This window comes from Streptomyces sp. NPDC096339, from assembly GCF_044762985.1.
GTDB lineage: Bacteria > Actinomycetota > Actinomycetes > Streptomycetales > Streptomycetaceae > Streptomyces.
Genome location: NZ_JBIWFI010000036.1, coordinates 76,798 through 93,759, shown reverse-complemented (window position 1 = coordinate 93,759; position 16,962 = coordinate 76,798). Strand labels below are relative to the sequence as shown.

At 73.0% G+C, this 16,962-nt stretch carries 14 protein-coding genes; 7 read left to right on the top strand and 7 right to left on the bottom strand.

The features are described 5' to 3' along the window. The first annotated feature begins 158 nt into the window (after positions 1–158). Both ACIQ5Y_RS32635 and ACIQ5Y_RS32630 read left to right on the top strand, forming a co-directional pair. Positions 159–1,148 carry an MsnO8 family LLM class oxidoreductase gene (locus ACIQ5Y_RS32635; RefSeq protein ID WP_403888684.1) on the top strand — a complete coding sequence of 330 codons (990 nt, stop codon included), beginning with the start codon at positions 159–161 and terminating at the stop codon, positions 1,146–1,148. Between the two features lie 10 nt (positions 1,149–1,158). Continuing rightward, positions 1,159–3,558 (top strand): ABC transporter, encoded by a 2,400-nt coding sequence (locus ACIQ5Y_RS32630; protein WP_403888681.1) that lies wholly within the window; start codon positions 1,159–1,161, stop codon positions 3,556–3,558. A 24-nt stretch (positions 3,559–3,582) separates the two neighbouring features. On the opposite strand, the gene ACIQ5Y_RS32625 is transcribed toward ACIQ5Y_RS32630, so the two are convergent. From ACIQ5Y_RS32625 to ACIQ5Y_RS32610, 4 genes are all read right to left on the bottom strand, one after another. Next, positions 3,583–4,236 carry a hypothetical protein gene (locus ACIQ5Y_RS32625; protein WP_403888678.1) on the bottom strand — a complete coding sequence of 218 codons (654 nt, stop codon included), beginning with the start codon at positions 4,234–4,236 and terminating at the stop codon, positions 3,583–3,585. A 213-nt stretch (positions 4,237–4,449) separates the two neighbouring features. Continuing rightward, entirely contained in the window at positions 4,450–5,190 is a 741-nt protein-coding gene (locus tag ACIQ5Y_RS32620) for a succinate dehydrogenase/fumarate reductase iron-sulfur subunit (RefSeq protein WP_376655114.1), read from the bottom strand. After that, positions 5,187–7,145 (bottom strand): fumarate reductase/succinate dehydrogenase flavoprotein subunit, encoded by a 1,959-nt coding sequence (locus ACIQ5Y_RS32615; protein ID WP_403888674.1) that lies wholly within the window; start codon positions 7,143–7,145, stop codon positions 5,187–5,189. Before ACIQ5Y_RS32615 ends, ACIQ5Y_RS32620 begins: the two co-directional genes overlap by 4 nt. A 2-nt stretch (positions 7,146–7,147) precedes the next feature. Then, positions 7,148–7,852 carry a succinate dehydrogenase gene (locus ACIQ5Y_RS32610; protein ID WP_403888671.1) on the bottom strand — a complete coding sequence of 235 codons (705 nt, stop codon included), beginning with the start codon at positions 7,850–7,852 and terminating at the stop codon, positions 7,148–7,150. Positions 7,853–7,924: 72 nt separating this feature from the next. Here ACIQ5Y_RS32610 and ACIQ5Y_RS32605 point away from each other — a divergent pair, with 72 nt between their 5' ends. Next, positions 7,925–8,803, top strand: a complete 879-nt coding sequence (locus ACIQ5Y_RS32605; protein WP_403888668.1) for a LysR family transcriptional regulator — start codon at positions 7,925–7,927, stop codon at positions 8,801–8,803. A gap of 366 nt (positions 8,804–9,169) precedes the next feature. Here ACIQ5Y_RS32605 and ACIQ5Y_RS32600 read toward each other — a convergent pair whose 3' ends face one another. Next, complete coding sequence (locus ACIQ5Y_RS32600) at positions 9,170–9,829, bottom strand: TetR/AcrR family transcriptional regulator (protein WP_403888665.1); 660 nt, start codon at positions 9,827–9,829, stop codon at positions 9,170–9,172. Positions 9,830–9,981: 152 nt separating this feature from the next. Here ACIQ5Y_RS32600 and ACIQ5Y_RS32595 point away from each other — a divergent pair, with 152 nt between their 5' ends. Beyond that, positions 9,982–11,052 carry an FAD-dependent monooxygenase gene (locus tag ACIQ5Y_RS32595; RefSeq protein ID WP_403888663.1) on the top strand — a complete coding sequence of 357 codons (1,071 nt, stop codon included), beginning with the start codon at positions 9,982–9,984 and terminating at the stop codon, positions 11,050–11,052. Between the two features lie 20 nt (positions 11,053–11,072). Here ACIQ5Y_RS32595 and ACIQ5Y_RS32590 read toward each other — a convergent pair whose 3' ends face one another. Both ACIQ5Y_RS32590 and ACIQ5Y_RS32585 read right to left on the bottom strand, forming a co-directional pair. Beyond that, a complete protein-coding gene (locus tag ACIQ5Y_RS32590) occupies positions 11,073–13,334 on the bottom strand; it encodes a putative bifunctional diguanylate cyclase/phosphodiesterase (protein WP_403888690.1) in 2,262 nt (753 codons plus the stop codon). A gap of 80 nt (positions 13,335–13,414) precedes the next feature. Further along, the gene (locus ACIQ5Y_RS32585; RefSeq protein WP_403888661.1) at positions 13,415–14,245 is read right to left on the bottom strand and encodes an SAM-dependent methyltransferase; all 831 of its coding nucleotides are present in this window, start codon (positions 14,243–14,245) and stop codon (positions 13,415–13,417) included. Positions 14,246–14,560: 315 nt separating this feature from the next. Here ACIQ5Y_RS32585 and ACIQ5Y_RS32580 point away from each other — a divergent pair, with 315 nt between their 5' ends. The 3 genes from ACIQ5Y_RS32580 (at position 14,561) to ACIQ5Y_RS32570 (ending at position 16,818) form a co-directional block, all read left to right on the top strand. Continuing rightward, positions 14,561–15,250 carry a hypothetical protein gene (locus ACIQ5Y_RS32580; RefSeq protein ID WP_403888658.1) on the top strand — a complete coding sequence of 230 codons (690 nt, stop codon included), beginning with the start codon at positions 14,561–14,563 and terminating at the stop codon, positions 15,248–15,250. Between the two features lie 30 nt (positions 15,251–15,280). Continuing rightward, positions 15,281–16,051, top strand: a complete 771-nt coding sequence (locus ACIQ5Y_RS32575; RefSeq protein WP_403888655.1) for a hypothetical protein — start codon at positions 15,281–15,283, stop codon at positions 16,049–16,051. Between the two features lie 203 nt (positions 16,052–16,254). After that, entirely contained in the window at positions 16,255–16,818 is a 564-nt protein-coding gene (locus ACIQ5Y_RS32570; protein WP_403888652.1) for a hypothetical protein, read from the top strand. The last annotated feature ends 144 nt before the right edge of the window (positions 16,819–16,962 follow it).

Below are 16,962 nucleotides of genomic sequence, written 5' to 3'. Positions count from 1 at the left end.
GTCTGGTGTGTGGTTGTGCGTTTTTTTGCTCCTCCCCCCCCCCCGGGGGGGGGGGCCCGCCCCCCCCCCGGCCCCCGGGGGGGGGGGGGGCGGGCGGCCCCCCCCCCCCCAGACCCTAGGCTGGGGAATCCCCACCGCTCCCAGGCGTTGTGACCTGTGTGATCCGAAAAGTCTCGATACTCGACCGGTCCCGCACCCGCGAGGGCCACCCGGCCCCCGGCGCCCTGCGGGACACCGTGGAGCTGGCCCGCGCCGCCGAGGAGCTCGGCTACCACCGCTTCTGGGTCTCCGAGCACCACAGCGTGCCCGGGGTGGCCGGCTCCGCGCCGACCGTGCTGGCCGCCGCGGTCGCCGCGGCCACGGCGCGGATCCGCGTCGGCACGGGCGGGGTGATGCTGCCCAACCACCAGCCGCTGGTGGTCGCGGAGCAGTTCGGGGTACTGGAATCGCTGTTCCCCGGCAGGATCGACATGGGCCTCGGCCGCTCCGTCGGCTTCACCAACGGCATCCGCCGGGCCCTGGGCCGCGACACGGGCGACGCGGACCGCTTCGAGGAGCAGCTGACCGAGCTGCTGGGCTGGCTGGACGGCACCCAGCGGACGCACCCCGAGGTCCACGCCCGCCCCGCGGAGGGCCTGCGCGTACCGGCCTACGTGCTGGCCACCGGCGAGGGGGCCGGGATCGCCGCCCGGGCGGGACTCCCCCTGGTGGTCGGCGACCTGCGCGCCCGCGGCCGGGTCGCGCAGATCATCGAGACGTACCGCGAGGAGTTCCGTCCCTCCGCCCGGCACACGGAGCCGTACGTGGTGGTCTCCGGGACGGTGGCGGTCGCGGCCACCGCCGAGGAGGCCCGCCGCATCCTGGTCCCGGAGGCCTGGTCCCTCGCGTACTCCCGCACCCGGGGCAGCTTCCCGCCGCTGCGGCCGGCCGAGGAGATCGAGGACGCGGAGATGACCCCGAAGGAGCGGGAGCTGTACGAGGGCGCCCTGGCCGGGCACATCCACGGGACGCAGGAGCAGGTCGCGGCGCAGCTGTCCGAGGTGGCCGAGCAGACCGGCGCGGACGAACTGCTGGTCACCACCTCGACCTACGACCGGACGGCCCTGCTGGACTCCTTCGAACGCCTGGCGCGGGTGGCGGGGCTCTAAACTGGGGCGAATGCACCAGTCGCACCAGTCCCCAGTGCCCCATGCCGACCGCGACCCGTTCGTACGGGTCCGGGGCGCCCGGGAGCACAATCTGCGCGGGGTCGACGTGGACGTCCCGCGTGACGCGCTGACCGTGTTCACCGGGGTGTCCGGGTCCGGGAAGAGCTCGCTCGCCTTCGGCACGCTGTACGCCGAGGCCCAGCGCCGGTACTTCGAGTCGGTGGCGCCGTACGCCCGGCGGCTCATCCACCAGATCGGCGCCCCGAAGGTGGATTCGGTCAGCGGGCTGCCGCCGGCCGTCTCGCTGGAGCAGCGGCGTTCCTCCCCCGGGTCGCGTTCCTCGGTCGGCACGGTGACCATGCTCTCCAACTCCCTGCGCATGCTGTACTCGCGCGCCGGGACCCACCCGCCGGGTGCGCAGCGACTCGACTCGGACGCCTTCTCCCCCAATACGGCTGCCGGGGCCTGTCCTTCGTGTCACGGACTCGGCCGGATCCACCGGACCAGCGAGGAACTGCTGGTTCCCGATCCGGGACTGTCGATCCGTCAGGGAGCCATCGCCGCCTGGCCGGGAGCCTGGCAGGGCAAGAACCTTCGGGACGTCCTGGAGGCGCTCGGGCACGACGTGGACCGGCCGTGGCGGGAGCTGCCGGCGCAGGAGCGCGAGTGGATCCTGTTCACCGAGGACCAGCCGGTGGTGACCGTGCACCCGGTGCGCGAGGCCGAGCGGATCCAACGGCCCTACCAGGGCACGTACATGAGCGCCCACCGCTATGTGATGCGGACCTTCGCGGACAGCAAGAGCGCCACCCTGCGGGCCCGCGCCGAGAAGTTCCTCGCCGATTCCCCGTGCCCGGTGTGCGAGGGGCGGCGGCTGCGACCGGAGGCCCTGGCGGTGACCTTCGCGGGGTACGGGATCGCCGCGCTCGCGGCCATGTCCCTGTCCGACCTGGACGGGGTACTCGCCTCCGCGCCCGCGGAGGGCGAGGCGGCGCGGGTGCTCGCCGAGGACCTGCGGTCGCGGATCGGGCCGGTCGTCGAGCTGGGGCTCGGCTACCTGAGCCTGGACCGCGCCGCGCCCACCCTGTCCGCGGGCGAGCTGCAGCGGCTGCGGCTGGCGACGCAACTGCGGTCGGGGCTGTTCGGGGTGGTGTACGTGCTGGACGAGCCGTCGGCGGGGCTGCACCCGGCCGACACCGAGGCGCTGCTCGGCGTACTGGACCGGCTGAAGGAGGCCGGGAACACGGTGTTCGTCGTGGAGCACCACCTGGACGTGGTGCGGCACGCGGACTGGCTGGTGGACGTGGGGCCGCTGGCCGGGGAGCACGGCGGGCGGGTGCTGTACAGCGGGCCGCCGCGGGAGCTGGCCGGGGTGGCGGAGTCGGCGACGGCCCGGCACCTGTTCGGCGAACGGGGGGACGCGCCCGTGCGGCCGGTGCGGACGGCGAGCGGGTCGGTGCGGCTGAGCGGGGTCGGGCTGCACAACCTGCGTGACGTCACGGCCGAGTTCCCGCTCGGGGTGTTCACGGCGGTGACCGGGGTGTCGGGGTCGGGGAAGTCCACTCTGGTGGGCAGCGCGCTGGCCCGGGAGGTCGGGGAGCGGCTCGCGGAGCCGGAGTTCCCCGTACGGCGGCTGGTGGAGGTGGACCAGAAGCCCATCGGCCGGACCCCGCGGTCCAATCTGGCCACGTACACGGGCCTGTTCGACGTGGTTCGGCGGCTGTTCACGGCCGCTCCCGAGTCGAAGGCGCGGGGCTGGAAGGCGGGCCGGTTCTCCTTCAACGTGGCGGGCGGCCGGTGCGAGACCTGCCAGGGCGAGGGCTTCGTCTCGGTGGAACTGATGTTCCTGCCGAGCACCTACGCCCCGTGCCCCGAGTGCGCCGGCGACCGGTACAACGCCGAGACGCTCCAGGTCCGTTACGCGGGGCTGAACATCGCGGAGGTGCTCGGCCTGACCGTGGAGGCGGCGGCCGGATTCTTCGCGGAGGTGCCGGCCGCGGCGCGCAGCCTGCGGGCACTGGAGGACATCGGGCTGGGGTACCTGCGGCTGGGACAGCCGGCGACGGAGCTGTCGGGCGGCGAGGCACAGCGGATCAAGCTGGCCACCGAGCTCCAGAGGCTGCGCCGGGACCACACCCTGTACCTGCTGGACGAGCCGACGACGGGACTGCACCCGGCCGATGTACGGGTACTGCTGCGGCAGTTGCACGGGCTGGTGGACGCGGGGCACTCGGTGGTGGTCGTGGAACACGACATGGAGGTGGTGGCGGGCGCGGACTGGGTGATCGACCTGGGCCCGGGCGGCGGCACGGACGGCGGCCGGATCCTCGCGGCGGGTACTCCGGCGGATGTGGCGGCCTCGGGTGTGGGCCGTACGGCTCCCTACCTCGCCCGGGCCCTTCGGGGGTAGGCCGTCACTTGCGGATCCTGCCGGTCAGGCGTCCCCTGCCAGCAGGCGCTGCGGCAGTTCGCGGAAGCTCCACTGGCCCTGGCGGCGGGTGAACATCCAGACGAGGTCGTAGCGGTCGGGCCAGGCCGCGGGGAGTCCGAGCACCCGGTCGGCGCCGAGGGCGCGGACCAGGCGGGGGACGCCGGTGTGCTCCCAGCAGACCAGTACGGGCATCGGGCCGGCCAGTGCGGCGCGCACGAGGGCCGGCTCTGCGCCGAGGGCGAACTCGGTGCGCACCGGGGTGTGCAGGGCGGTGGCCAGCGCGGCCACGGTCTGCTTGCACCGTGCGGGCGTGCCCGCCTTGCCACCGCCGGCTGCGAAGACGGCGCCGGGACGGGGCAGGGCCGCGCCGCGGGTGGGGGCGAAGAGCCGCGGGAGTTCCTCGGCCCGCCGCCAGCCGCGGCCGGCCAGCGAGCCGGGGTCGTCCTCGCCCTCCTCGTCGGTGCCGGAGTCGCCTGCGTACGGCTTCTCCGCGTGCCGGATCACCATGACCAGGGCGTCCTTGGCCCCGGCCTGCGCTCCGGGCGCCGGGCCCCGGGCGGGTTCCTCCGCGGAGCAGCCGGCCACCGCCAGCGGGGCGAGGGCGGCGGCCAGTACGGCTCGTCGGCGCGGTCCGGACCCGGCGGTGGGATGTGGCATGGCGCCCACTGTCGCCGATGCGCGGCGCCCGCCCGGGGCGCGGCGCGGCGTACGACCCGTACGAGCCCCCGGTCGGCGGATCGGGTCAGCCGGTCGGCCCAGACCGGGGGAACCGGGGCCGGCAGCGCCCCGGCCGGGGCCGGACGCGGGCACCGGGACGTGCCGGTCCCGGGCCGGCCGGGGCTCGTACGGGGGCGTGCGGGAGCGGGGCGGTCAGCCCTTGCGGACCGCGCGCAGCCATTCCTTGTTCATGGCGGCGATCGACGGGAGCGGTATGCCCTTGGGGCAGGCCGTGGCGCACTCGCCGGTGAGGGTGCAGCCGCCGAAACCCTCCTCGTCCATCCGGGCCACCATGTCCAGCACCCGGGTCTCGCGTTCCGGCGAGCCCTGCGGCAGCACGTTCAGGTGGTTGACCTTGGCGGAGGTGAACAGCATCGCGGAGCCGTTGGGGCAGGCCGCCACGCAGGCCCCGCAGCCGATGCACTCGGCGTGCTCGAAGGCGTAGTCGGCGTCGGCCTTGGGCACGGCGGTGGCGTGCGCCTCGGGGGCGGCGCCGGTGGGGGCGGTGATGTAGCCGCCGGCCTGGATGATGCGGTCGAAGGCGCCGCGGTCGACGACGAGGTCCTTGACCACCGGGAAGGCGGCGGCCCGCCAGGGCTCGACGTCGATGGTGTCGCCGTCGGCGAAGGACCTCATGTGCAGCTGGCACGTGGTGGTGCGCTCCGGGCCGTGCGCGTCGCCGTTGATGACGAGGCTGCACGCGCCGCAGATGCCCTCGCGGCAGTCGTGGTCGAAGGCGACCGGGTCCTCGCCGCGCAGGATGAGGTCCTCGTTGAGGGTGTCGAGCATCTCCAGGAAGGACATGTCCTCGGAGATCCCGTCGACCTCGTACGAGGCCATGTGGCCGGGGGCGTCGGCGCCGCGCTGGCGCCAGACGCGCAGGGTGAGCTTCATGCGTAGCTCCGCTGGGTGGGGTGGACGTACTCGAAGACGAGGTCTTCCTTGTGCAGGACGGGGGCGGCGCCGGTGTTCGTGAACTCCCAGGCCGCCGCGTACGAGAACTCCTCGTCGCGCCGCTCGGCCTCCCCTTCGGGGGTCTGGGACTCCTCGCGGAAGTGGCCGCCGCAGGACTCCTCGCGGTGCAGGGCGTCGAGGCACATCAGCTCGGCGAGTTCGAGGTAGTCGACGATCCGGTTGGCCTTCTCCAGCGACTGGTTGAACTCCTCGCCGCTGCCGGGGACCTTGATCCGCCGCCAGAACTCCTCGCGGATCTGCGGGATCCGGTCGAGGGCCTTGCGCAGGCCCTCGTCGGTGCGGGCCATCCCGCAGTACTCCCACATGAGTTCGCCGATCTCCCGGTGGAAGGAGTCGGGCGTGCGGTCCCCGTCGACGGCCAGGAGCCGGGCGAGGCGCTCGCGGGTCTCGCGTACGACGGCCACGGCCTCGGGGTGGGTGTCGTCCACGGCGTCTTGGGCGGCCTCGGTGTGGCGCCGCGCCAGGTAGTCGTTGATCGTGGACGGGAGCACGAAGTAGCCGTCGGCGAGGCCCTGCATCAGCGCGGAGGCGCCGAGGCGGTTGGCCCCGTGGTCGGAGAAGTTGGCCTCGCCGATCGCGAAGAGGCCGGGGACGGTGGTCTGGAGGTCGTAGTCGACCCACAGGCCGCCCATCGTGTAGTGCACGGCGGGGTAGATCCGCATGGGGACCTCGTACGGGTTCTCCGCGGTGATCCGCTCGTACATCTCGAAGAGGTTGCCGTACTTCTCGGCGACCTTGTCGCGGCCCATGCGCCGGATGGCGTCGGCGAAGTCGAGGTAGACGCCCTGGCCGCCGGGGCCGACGCCGCGTCCCTCGTCGCAGACGTTCTTCGCGGCGCGGGAGGCGATGTCGCGGGGCACGAGGTTGCCGAAGGAGGGGTAGATCCGCTCCAGGTAGTAGTCGCGTTCCGCTTCGGGGATCTCGGCGGCCGGGCGGGTGTCGCCCTTGGCCTTGGGGACCCAGATGCGGCCGTCGTTGCGCAGGGACTCGCTCATCAGGGTGAGCTTGGACTGGTGGTCGCCGGTGCGCGGGATGCAGGTGGGGTGGATCTGGGTGAAGCAGGGGTTGGCGAAGTAGGCGCCGCGCCGGTGCGCCCGCCAGACGGCGGTCGCGTTGGAGTTCATGGCGTTGGTGGAGAGGTAGAAGACGTTGCCGTAGCCGCCGCTGGCCAGGACCACCGCGTCGGCGTAATGGGTGGAGATCTCGCCGGTGATCAGGTCACGGGCGACGATCCCGCGGGCGACCCCGTCGACGACGACCAGGTCGAGCATCTCGGTGCGGGCGTGCATCTCCACGTTCCCGGCGGCTATCTGCCGGGACAGCGCCTGGTAGGCGCCGAGGAGCAACTGCTGCCCCGTCTGGCCGCGGGCGTAGAAGGTGCGGGAGACCTGGACGCCGCCGAAGGAGCGGGTGTCGAGGAGGCCGCCGTACTCGCGGGCGAAGGGGACGCCCTGGGCCACGCACTGGTCGATGATCTCGACGGAGATCTGGGCGAGGCGGTGGACGTTGGACTCGCGGGCGCGGAAGTCGCCGCCCTTGACGGTGTCGTAGAACAGGCGGTGTACGGAGTCACCGTCGTTGCGGTAGTTCTTGGCGGCGTTGATGCCGCCCTGGGCGGCGATGGAATGGGCTCGGCGCGGGGAGTCGCTGAAGCAGAACTGGACCACGTGGTAGCCCTGCTCGGCGAGAGTCGCGCCGGCGGCACCGCCCGCCAGGCCGGTGCCGACGACGATCACGGTGTGCTTGCGGCGGTTGGCCGGGTTGACCAGCTTGGCCTCGAAGCGGCGGCGGTCCCATCGCTCCGCGACGGGGCCCTCGGGGGCCTTGGTGTCGCGGAGGGGTTCGCCGGTGGTGTGGTTGGCGTACGCGCTCATGGTCAGTTCACCACTCCGGTCATGACGGCGACGGGGACGGAGACGAAGCCCGCGAAGAGGACGAGGGCGAGGGTGTTCGCGAGGGCCTTCAGCGTCCGGTCGCGGCGGGCGTTGCCGGCGCCGAGGGTCTGGGCGGCGCTCCAGAAGCCGTGCCGGATGTGCAGGCCGAGGGCGGCCATCGCGACGATGTAGATGGCGTTGCCGTACCAGGTGGAGAAGGTCGCGAGGACGTTCTGGTACGGGTGCCCGGCCCAGGCGCGCTCGTTGACGGTGAGCGTGGTGAGGTCGAGCAGGTGCCAGACGATGAAGAGGGCGAGGATGATGCCGCCCCAGCGCATGGTGCGCGTGGCGTAGCTCGCGCGGCGGCGCTTGTGGGCGTACTTCACCGGGCGCGCCTTGATGTCGCGGCGGCTGAGCTGGTACGCGGACACGGCGTGGGCGACGACCGCGGCGAGGAGGACCACGCGGACGATCCACAGGGCCCACTCGTGGTGCAGGAAGGGCTCGCCGAGGGTGCGCAGCCAGTGCGCGTAGCCGTTGAACTCGTCCGCCCCGAAGAAGATCTTGAGGTTGCCGAGCATGTGCACGACGAGGTATCCGAGCATGATCAGCCCGGAGACCGCCATGACGGTCTTCTTTCCGATGGTGGAGCCCCAGAAGGTCGGCGCCTTGGGGCCGCCTGTCCGGGTGCGCGTTGCCAGAGCCATGTCATCGAAGGTAGGGACGAAGGACCCGAAAGGTCCAAGACATGATGTCGGTCATCTTGATAGACATGGACTATGCAATTCCAGCAGCTCCTGTACTTCGTGGCCGTCGCCGAGACCCGCCACTTCACCCGGGCCGCGGAGCGGGTGCACGTGGCCCAGCCCTCGCTGTCCCAGCAGATCAAGGCCCTGGAGCGGGAGCTGGGGGCCGAGCTCTTCAGCCGGGCACGGGGCAACATCTCGCTCACCGACGCCGGTGAGGCCCTGCTGCCGCTGGCCCGCCGGATCCTCGCCGACGCGGACACGGCCCGGCAGGAGGTGCAGGAGCTGGCGCAGCTGCGGCGCGGGCGGATCCGGCTGGGGGCCACGCCGAGCGTGTGCACGGGCCTGCTGCCCAACGTGCTGCGCGCCTTCCACGCCGCCCATCCGGGGATCGAGCTGCTGATCGAGGAGAGCGGCTCGCTGGACCTCGTACGGGAACTGGCGCGCGGGGCCCTGGACCTGGCGCTGATCGCGCTGCCGCTGCCGCCGTCGGCCCCGGCGCTGACCACGGTGGAGCTGCTGACGGAGGACCTGGTGGTGGTCTCGTCGGCGGATCTCCCGCCCCCGGCGGGAGGCGGTGAGCTGACCATCGCCGACCTGCGCGACGAGCCGATGGTGATGTTCCGCCACGGCTACGACCTGCGGGACCTGACGGTGGGGGCGTGCCGGGCGGCGGGCTTCGAGCCGGTGTTCACGGTGGAGGGCGGGGAGATGGACGCGGTCCTCGGCTTCGTACGGGCCGGGCTGGGCATCGCGGTGGTCCCGAACATGGTGGTGGAGCACGCGGGTCCGGGCCTGCGCGCCACCGCCCTCGCGGGGTCCCCGTTGCGCCGCACCATCGCCCTGGCCCACCGCACGGACGTGGCACCGCCGCGTGCGGCACGGGAACTGAAACGCATCCTGGTCGGCTGAGACCCGCCCCGCTCCCGCCCGGCCTGCGGTCCCGACGCGGCCCTGACGGGCGGGACACGGACGGCGCGGCGGGACACGCCCGGCGCGGCCCGGACGCGGGGCCCGACCCGAACTCGCGATCGGGTCAGCGGCCGGGCCCCGGCGGGAGGCCCTGGGTGCCGAACGCGACGCGCGCTGCCTCAGCCGCTGTTTGTCGGGTTTACCCCGGCCGGTCAGGGAGATCTCCTGCGCCCAGAACACGGCGGCCGGCCGGTGCGCCGGGGCCAGTTCGCGCTCCACGAGTGCGGGGGCCTCGGCGGCCATGCCCGGCGACCACGCAACGCCCGCTTCCGCGCCCCGGCTTCGCGTCGGCCTCGTCGACCGCCCTCAGGAGGGTATGAGCGGCCCGAGGGTCCGGTCGAGGCCGTCGGCCAGCATGGCGAAGGCGTGGCCGGCCTCGGCGACGGCGGCCGGGTAGGCCTCGTCGGCGCTCTGACCGGCCGAGAGCCGGCGCCAGTTCTCCCGGCCCAGTTCGTGACGGACGGTCACCAGGTGGAGGGCTGCCAGCCGGGCCCTGAACGCGGGGACCGACTCCGCCTCCAGGACCGCCGCGAGCAGCTCCACCTCACGCGCCGTGTAGTGGGCGATCCGGCTCTCCAGGCCGGCGGTGGAGTACAGCAGCCCCTGGAAGGCGAGGACGTCCGGGTGGTCACAGAGCCCGGTGATCGGGTCCCGCTCGGCGAGGGCCGCCAGGAAGTGCTCGTGGACCGCCCCCACCGGGGTCCGGCCGGCCGGGCGGTCGCGGACGATGCGCGCCGCCTCGTCCTGATGGTCGGCGAAGCGGTCCAGGACCAGGTCCTCCTTGCTCTGGAAGTACCGGAACAGGGTGGGCTTGGAGACCTCGGCCGCGGCGGCGACATCGGCCACCGACACGGCGTCGAAGCCGCGCTCGAGGAAGAGTTCGAGCGCGGTGGCCGCCAGCTGGCGGCGCGTACGCAGCTTCTTGCTCTCGCGCAGACCCGTGCGCGGACCCGTCGTGTTCTCCATGCCTCCAGCGTACCACGAAATCATGACCGGGTTAATTTCGTTACTGGGTTGCATTTCTGCCTCGGTTGCGCTTTCCTTGACCCATCGACACATCGACGACGCCGAACCACCCGGGCGACCCGGACGACCCGGGACGACGAGAGGACACTCCGATGACCGACGTACTGATCGTGGGCTCCGGCCCGACCGGGCTCACCCTGGCGTGCGAACTGGCCCTGGGCGGCGCCGCCGTCCGCGTGCTCGACGCCCGCTCGGGACCCCATCGCGAGTCCCGGGGCAAGGGTCTGAACGCGGACAGCCTGGAGGTGCTCGCCCGGCTCGGTGCGGCCGAGGAGCCGGCCGCCGTCGGGATCCGGGGCGTGGTCCTGCGCAAGTACTTCGACGGCGACCACGTCAACGACACCCCGACGACCGGCGACGGCATCCTCATCGGCCAGTGGCAGGTGGAAGAAGCCCTCCGCCGGCGGCTCGCCGGCCTCGGCGTCCCGGTCGAGTACGAAGCCCGGGTCACGGAGATCGCCCAGGACGGGGCGGGGGTCACCGCCCGGCTCGAGGACGGCCGTTCGATCCGCGCCGGGTACGCCGCCGGGTGCGACGGCGGCCAGAGCTCGGTGCGCAAAATCCTCGGGATCCCCTTCGAGGGACGCACGGAGGAGACGGAGACGATGGTGCTCGGGGACGTACGGGTGCCCGGGCTGAGCCGCGCGTACTGGCACCAGTGGTTCACCTCGGCAGGCGGCGGGATCCTCCTGTGCCCGATGCCGGGCACGGACTCCTTCCAGCTCCAGGCCTCACCGGAGCTCGGCGAGAGCGGTGAGCCCCTGCCGCCCTCGCTGGAGAGCTTCCAGAGGCTCTTCGACCGGCACGCCCGGGTCCCGGGGATCCGCCTGGCGGATCCCACCTGGCTCTCGGTCTGGCGGGTCAACATCCGCATGGCCGCCCGGATGCGCGAGGGCCGGGTCTTCCTCGCCGGTGACGCCGCGCACGTGCACCCCATAGCCGGCGGCCTGGGCATGAACACCGGGATACAGGACGCGGCCGCCCTCGGCCGGACGTTGCTCAGCGCCCTGGCCGACCCGGGGACGCGGGGCGCGCTCGACGCCTACGAGGCCGAGCGGCTCCCGGCGGCCGCCCACGTACTGGCCGACACCAGCGAGCGGTACGAGCGGGTGCTGGCCGCGGTGCGCGAACCCGGCCGCGGCACCGAGGCGGGCATGGACTGACCCGACCGTCCCGGCAGACGTCAGGGAGACGAGGGCACCGCGTCCGAGAGGGAGAGGGTGTGGATCCGGTCGGGGGCGCCGGGGCGGGCGTAGTACCAGCCCTGGGCGGTGTCGCAGCCGAGGGCGCGCAGCTGGGCGGCTTGCGCTCCGGTCTCCACGCCCTCCACGGTCACGGCGAGTTCGAGGCTGTGGGCAAGGGCGACGATGCCCTCCACGATCTTGACGTCGACGGGGTTGGCGGGGCTCTGCTGCATCCCCTTGGTGAAGGAGCGGTCCAGCTTCAGGACGCTGACGGGGAGGCGGCGCAGGTTGGCCAGGTTCGAGTAGCCGGTGCCGAAGTCGTCGAGCGCGATGTCCACGCCCAGCGCGGCGAGCCGGCGCAGTGGTTCGAGGAGCTCGTCGTCGGCTCCTATGAGGGCCGATTCGGTCACCTCCAGGCACAGCGCGCCGGGGGCGAGTCCGGACTTCTCGAGCACGGCCACGGTGTCGGCGACCAGTCCGGGATGGTGCAGCTGCGTCGGCGAGAGGTTGACGTTGACCCGCAGGGACGCGCCGCCGTGCTTGGACCGCCAGTTGCGGGCCTGCCGGACGGACTCCTCGAGGACCCAGCGGCCGAGCGGCACGATCAGGCCGGTGCGTTCGGCGAGCGGGATGAAGCGGTCCGGGCCCAGCACCCCGTACTGCGGGTGCGACCAGCGCACCAGCGCCTCGGCCCCGTGCACGGTGCCGTCGTGCATGTGCACCAGCGGCTGGTACTCGATGAAGAACTCCCCGCGCTCCAGGGCGGCGGGCAGTGCGTTGGTCAGTCCGTGGCGGGTGATGGCGCGGGCGTCGGCCTCCGCGTCGGCGAACTCGAAGCGGTTGCCGCCGGCGGCCTTCGCCCGGTACATGGTGATGTCGGCGCTGCGCAGTACCTCCGCCGGGGTGCGTTCCTTGACGCTGCCCTCGACGATGCCGATGCTGCCCCGGACGGTCAGCTCGCGGCCCTCCAGCCGGATCGGCGTGGACAGGGCGGACAGGATCCGGACCGCGAGGTCGGTGACCTTCTGCTCGGTGTCACGGCCGGTGGTCAGGGCGACGAACTCGTCGCCGCCCAGCCTGGCGACGACCTCGCCGGGGCCGGTGGCGCAGCTCTGCAACCGGTCCGCGACCTCCACCAGCAGCCGGTCCCCCGCCGAGTGTCCGAGGCTGTCGTTGACCGCCTTGAAGCCGTCCAGGTCCAGGTAGCACAGCCCGAAGCGATCGCCGCCGGTGCCGTTCAGCGCCTTCTCCAGCCGTTCGAAGAACAACGTCCGGTTGGGGAGCCCCGTCAGGGCGTCGTGGGTGGCCTCGTAGCGCAGGCGCAGGTTCAGCAGCCGGCGTTCGGTGGTGTCCTCCATCAGCGCCAGCTGGTACTGCGGCTCCCCGGCGGCGTCGCGCAGCAGAGACACCGTGAGATTGGTCCACAGCACGGTCCCGTCGTGCCGGTAGTACGGCTTTTCGACGCGGAAGCTCTCGCGTTCGCCGCGCACCAGCTCCCCGTGCATCCGCCACACGTGCGGGGTGTCGTCGGGGTGGCCCCACTCGGTGACCTTCCGGCCCCGGACGTGGCCTTCCAGGCCGCCGAACATCTCCAGCAGCGCGTCGTTGACCTCCAGGATGTTCCCGTCCAGGTCGGCGATGCCGATGCCGACGGCCGCGCCCTCGAAGACCGCCCGGAAGCGCGCCTCACTGGCGTGCAGGGCCTGCTGGGCGTCGGTGCGTGCCGTCAGCGCGGAACGGGCGATGGACTCCTGTTCCCTGAGGGTGCGCTCGCGCAGGGCGCGGGCGTATCCCGCCGCCACCCCGTGCTGGAGCCTGGCGCAGCGGGCCCGGTACTCCTCCGTGGAACCAACGGCCCCGTCGGCTCCGCCGCAGTAGAGCACCAGGTAGGACTCGATGACGCCGAGGGTGCCGGCCAGGGCCTCCGGGTCGGTGCAGTGCACGGCCACGAGTTCGGCCCCCACCCGCTGGGCCGCCGAGGCGTCGAAGGCTCGGGCGTGCAGGGCCTCGGCGAGGGTGCGGGTGAGCGGTACGAGATGCCGTTCGAACTCGGGGCGGGTCAGGGAGGTCGCGGTGACCGGGAAGATCGCCCGGCCCCAGATGGTCGCGAAGCGCGCGATCCGGTCCTCCAGGCCGCCTTTCGGGGACGCCCCGGGGACGGCGGAGCCCGAACCCGCCGCCGACCCCGAGCCGGCCGATCCCGAACCGGCCCCTCCCGGGGTCGGGGCCGCGGGAGGCTCCGCCGGTTCGCAGGCGGGCATGCCGGCCGCGGACGCGGACGCGCCCGACTCGGGGACCGGCGCGCCCGGCTGCCGCGGGGCCGACATCTGTACGGGGAGTCTCACGCCTTGCGCCCCACACCACCGAAGCCCGAGAAGGCGTACGGGTCTTCGGGCACCTCGCCCTCCCTGTCGCCCTCGACGCGGTCCGGCCGCCAGTCGGGCATCGAGACCAGGCCCGGATCCACCATCTCGAACCCGTCGAAGAAGGCGCGGATCCGCTCGCCGCTGCGCATGACGAGCGGATTGCGGATGTCCCGGTACACGCCGACGGCGCCGCCGGCCACCTCCTCCGTGAGCGGAATCCCCTCGAAGGACGCGTGGGTGAGGATCAGCAGGCTGCCGGGGGCCAGTGCGTCCCTCAGTTCGGCCACGGCGTCGTACGGGTCGTCCGTGTCCTCGAGGAAGTGCAGGACGGCGACGAGGAGCAGCGCCACGGGCCGGTCGAAGTCGAGCAGCCGCGCGACCTCGGGCGCGGCCAGGATGTCCTTGGGCTTGCGCAGATCGGCGGCCACGACACCCGTCAGCTCGTCGTCCCCGAGGACGGCCCGGCTGTGCGCCACGGCCACCGGGTCGTGGTCCACGTAGACCACGCGCGCCTCCGGGCTGGCGGCCCGGGCGATCTCGTGGACGTTGCCGAAGGTGGGGATGCCGGAGCCGATGTCGAGGAACTGGGTGACGCCCTCGTCCACCGCGTGGCGGACGGTGCGACGCATGAATGCCCGGTTCGCCTGCATGATCTTGGGCAGGCCCGGGATGAATTCCATGGCGCGGCGGGCGGCCTCGCGGTCGACCTCGAAATTGTGCGAGCCGCCCAGGTAGTAATCGTAGATACGGGACACACTGGGCACCGATATGTCGATGCCCGGCGGGGCCCAGGCGGGGCGCTCCATCGGATCTCCAAGCCTTGTTCCTCGGCGGCCCCTCCGGGGACCGGACTCTGTCCGAGCCGAATGTACTGATCATTAGCCAACAGGGCGAGCAAAAGCGGAAATTGGCGATCCGTTCTTCGTCACACACCAAAGTCACGTGCCGGACGGAACGCCCCCGGTGATCGTTACCGACAAATCCCCCATGGGAAATGACCGCTCCGCGATCCGACCCGGTCGGCGATTGGCTCAAACCTCCTGGGTCGACGCTCCACCCGTTCAGGCGAACCGGGGGCGGGGCCGGGCGCAAGGGGGCGCCCACGGCCCCATGATCCCCGGGTGAACAAAGCCTTAGCCAGGCGCATGCTCGCGGTCCCGGTGCTGCTGTGGGCGGCGTTGTCCTGCGCGTCCATCACGCCCGCCGTGGCCGATAGCTGCGCCTACGCGACGACCGGGAACGGCTCTGCCGGGGGCGTCACCACGGCGGTCGCGGTGGCCGGCGGAAGCGGCCGCGGAGACGGCGCGGGTGGCGGACATCACGCTGACCAGCGCGGCAACGGCCACGACAAGGGACACGGCAACGGCCACGACAAGGGCCGCGGCAAGGGCCACCAGGGCGGCCACCACTGCCCGCCCCCGCCTCCCCCGCCCTGTCCGCCGAAGCCGACGCCGACCCCGCCGCCTCCCACCCCGCCCCCGAAGCCGACACCCAAGCCCACGCCGCCCAAACCCGCGCCACCGCCTCCCGAGCCGGCCCCGCCGCCCGAACCCGCTCCGCCGCCGCCACCTCCTCCTCCGGCCCCGAAGCCCGCGCCGAAGCCGGTGCCGAAGCCGGCCCCGCCCCCGCCGCCCCCGCCTCCGGCGGTCAAGACGCCCGCGCCCGTGCCCGTGGTGGCCAAACCGGTGGCCAAACCGGCGTACCACGCTCCGGCCCGCAAGCCGGAGGAGCACCACATCTCTCCGGTGACCTTCACCTTGATGACCGCGGCTCCCGCGGTGCTCGCGATCGTCGCGCTGCGCCCCCGTTAGCCCGTGGCCAATGACCCATCGGGAGTCATCTTGTCGGAATGGCTCGTCCTGTCCATCGCGATGGCAGCGGCCTGCGCCGTGGTGCTGTCCATCACCTTCTTCAACCACCGCAGGATCGGTGACGACGACGATCCGAACGAGACCCCGGACGTCATCGAGTACATGACGATGATGATCGGGGTGATCTACGCGATCGTCCTCGGCCTGGCGATCGCCGGCGTCTGGGAGGGCCGCGGGGCCGCCCAGGAGTACGTGCGCCAGGAGGCGCAGGCCCTGCACGAGATCAGCGTCCGCTCCGAGGTCTACCCGCCCGAGGTGCGCAAGCAGATCCGCTCCGACGTCGACGCGTACGTGACCTACGTGGTCGACACGGAGTGGAAGGCCATGGCCGACCGCGGCGAGATCACCGACCGGGGCGCGGAGTTGCTGGAACGTATCCGCCGGGACGTCACCGACTACGAGCCGAAGACCGACCACGAGGGGCAGGCGTACCAGCCGCTGGTCGACCAGGTCGCGGTGGCCGACGACGCCCGCAGCGCCCGGGGGGAGAGCGCCGGGGCGACCATGCCCGGGGTGGTGTGGTTCGGGCTGATCTCCGGGGCGCTGGTGACGGTGGGGCTGATCTTCACGCTGCAGATCCGGCGGTCGTTCCGCGAACTCCTGCTCGCGGGCCTGTTCAGCGCGCTCATCGCCTTCCTGCTGTTCCTCATCTGGGACTTCGACGCGCCCTTCGGGCGGGGCGTCGCGGCCACCGCCGAACCGTTCCTGTCGCAGTTCGCCCATCTGGAGCTGGGAGGCTGAGGGCCCGGCCGGATCCCGCACGCCCACGCTCAAACCGGGGACGGTCCCTCCGTCCCCGGTTCGGCGTACGGCCATGCCCCATTCGCCCGTTCCTGATCGCGGGGCACCGTGCCCGGACCTAGCGTGGCGGACATCGAGGCGCACGACCCCCCACGTGCGGAAACCGTTCCGCGGCTGCTCCTCGGGGATCCGGAGAATCAACCATGGGTGCGATACGTACCTCCGCCACCGCCCTGCTCAGCGCCGGCGCCACGGGCGCCGTACTCGCGCTCGGCGCCCTCTGCGCGCCCGCCGCCGCGGCGGCCGAGGGCCGGCAGATCACTTCGTTCGGTTTCGCCATCACCCCGTCGACGGTCGCCCCCGGCGGCCAGACGGTGCTCTCCGTCACCGGCTGCAACTCCGCCTACGCCACCGCCTCGTCGGGGGTCTTCGACACCGTGAGCATCGCGCGCGGCCAGACCGTGCGGGTCACAGTGGACCGGGACGCCCGGCCCGGGGCCCTTTACTCGGTCTCCTTCACCTGCAACGGGGAGACGGGCTCGGCCGATCTGACGATCGCCGGCGGTTCGACCAGACCGACCACGAGTTCCACGCGGACCGCGACGAGTCCCGCCCGCAGCGTCGTCGGCGCCGTCCGCGGCGGCCTCGGCGGCAGTGTGGCCGGCATGGATCCCCTGGAACTCGGCGCGGGAGCGGGCCTGCTGCTCGCCGCCGTGGGCGGGACGGCCTTCGCCGTGCGCCGCCGCCGGTCCGGCCGAGGCCATTGAGGACCGTGGTCGGGTGAAGACCACGGTCGGGTGAAGACCCCTCCCCACCGCCGGGGGGGGGGGGGGCGGGGCCCCCGGCGGGGCGGCCGCGCGGGGGGGGCGCCCCGGGGGGGGGCGGGGCGGACCCCCCCCGGCGGGCCCGCA

Bases quoted from the DNA above. Each gene is read 5' to 3' on its own strand.
- ACIQ5Y_RS32630 (WP_403888681.1), top strand. From the start codon at position 1,159: ATGCACCAGTCGCACCAGTCCCCAGTGCCCCATGCCGACCGCGACCCG.
- ACIQ5Y_RS32625 (WP_403888678.1), bottom strand. From the start codon at position 4,236: ATGCCACATCCCACCGCCGGGTCCGGACCGCGCCGACGAGCCGTACTG.
- ACIQ5Y_RS32620 (WP_376655114.1), bottom strand. From the start codon at position 5,190: ATGAAGCTCACCCTGCGCGTCTGGCGCCAGCGCGGCGCCGACGCCCCC.
- ACIQ5Y_RS32615 (WP_403888674.1), bottom strand. From the start codon at position 7,145: ATGAGCGCGTACGCCAACCACACCACCGGCGAACCCCTCCGCGACACC.
- ACIQ5Y_RS32610 (WP_403888671.1), bottom strand. From the start codon at position 7,852: ATGGCTCTGGCAACGCGCACCCGGACAGGCGGCCCCAAGGCGCCGACC.
- ACIQ5Y_RS32605 (WP_403888668.1), top strand. From the start codon at position 7,925: ATGCAATTCCAGCAGCTCCTGTACTTCGTGGCCGTCGCCGAGACCCGC.
- ACIQ5Y_RS32600 (WP_403888665.1), bottom strand. From the start codon at position 9,829: ATGGAGAACACGACGGGTCCGCGCACGGGTCTGCGCGAGAGCAAGAAG.
- ACIQ5Y_RS32595 (WP_403888663.1), top strand. From the start codon at position 9,982: ATGACCGACGTACTGATCGTGGGCTCCGGCCCGACCGGGCTCACCCTG.
- ACIQ5Y_RS32590 (WP_403888690.1), bottom strand. From the start codon at position 13,334: ATGCCCGCCTGCGAACCGGCGGAGCCTCCCGCGGCCCCGACCCCGGGA.
- ACIQ5Y_RS32585 (WP_403888661.1), bottom strand. From the start codon at position 14,245: ATGGAGCGCCCCGCCTGGGCCCCGCCGGGCATCGACATATCGGTGCCC.
- ACIQ5Y_RS32570 (WP_403888652.1), top strand. From the start codon at position 16,255: ATGGGTGCGATACGTACCTCCGCCACCGCCCTGCTCAGCGCCGGCGCC.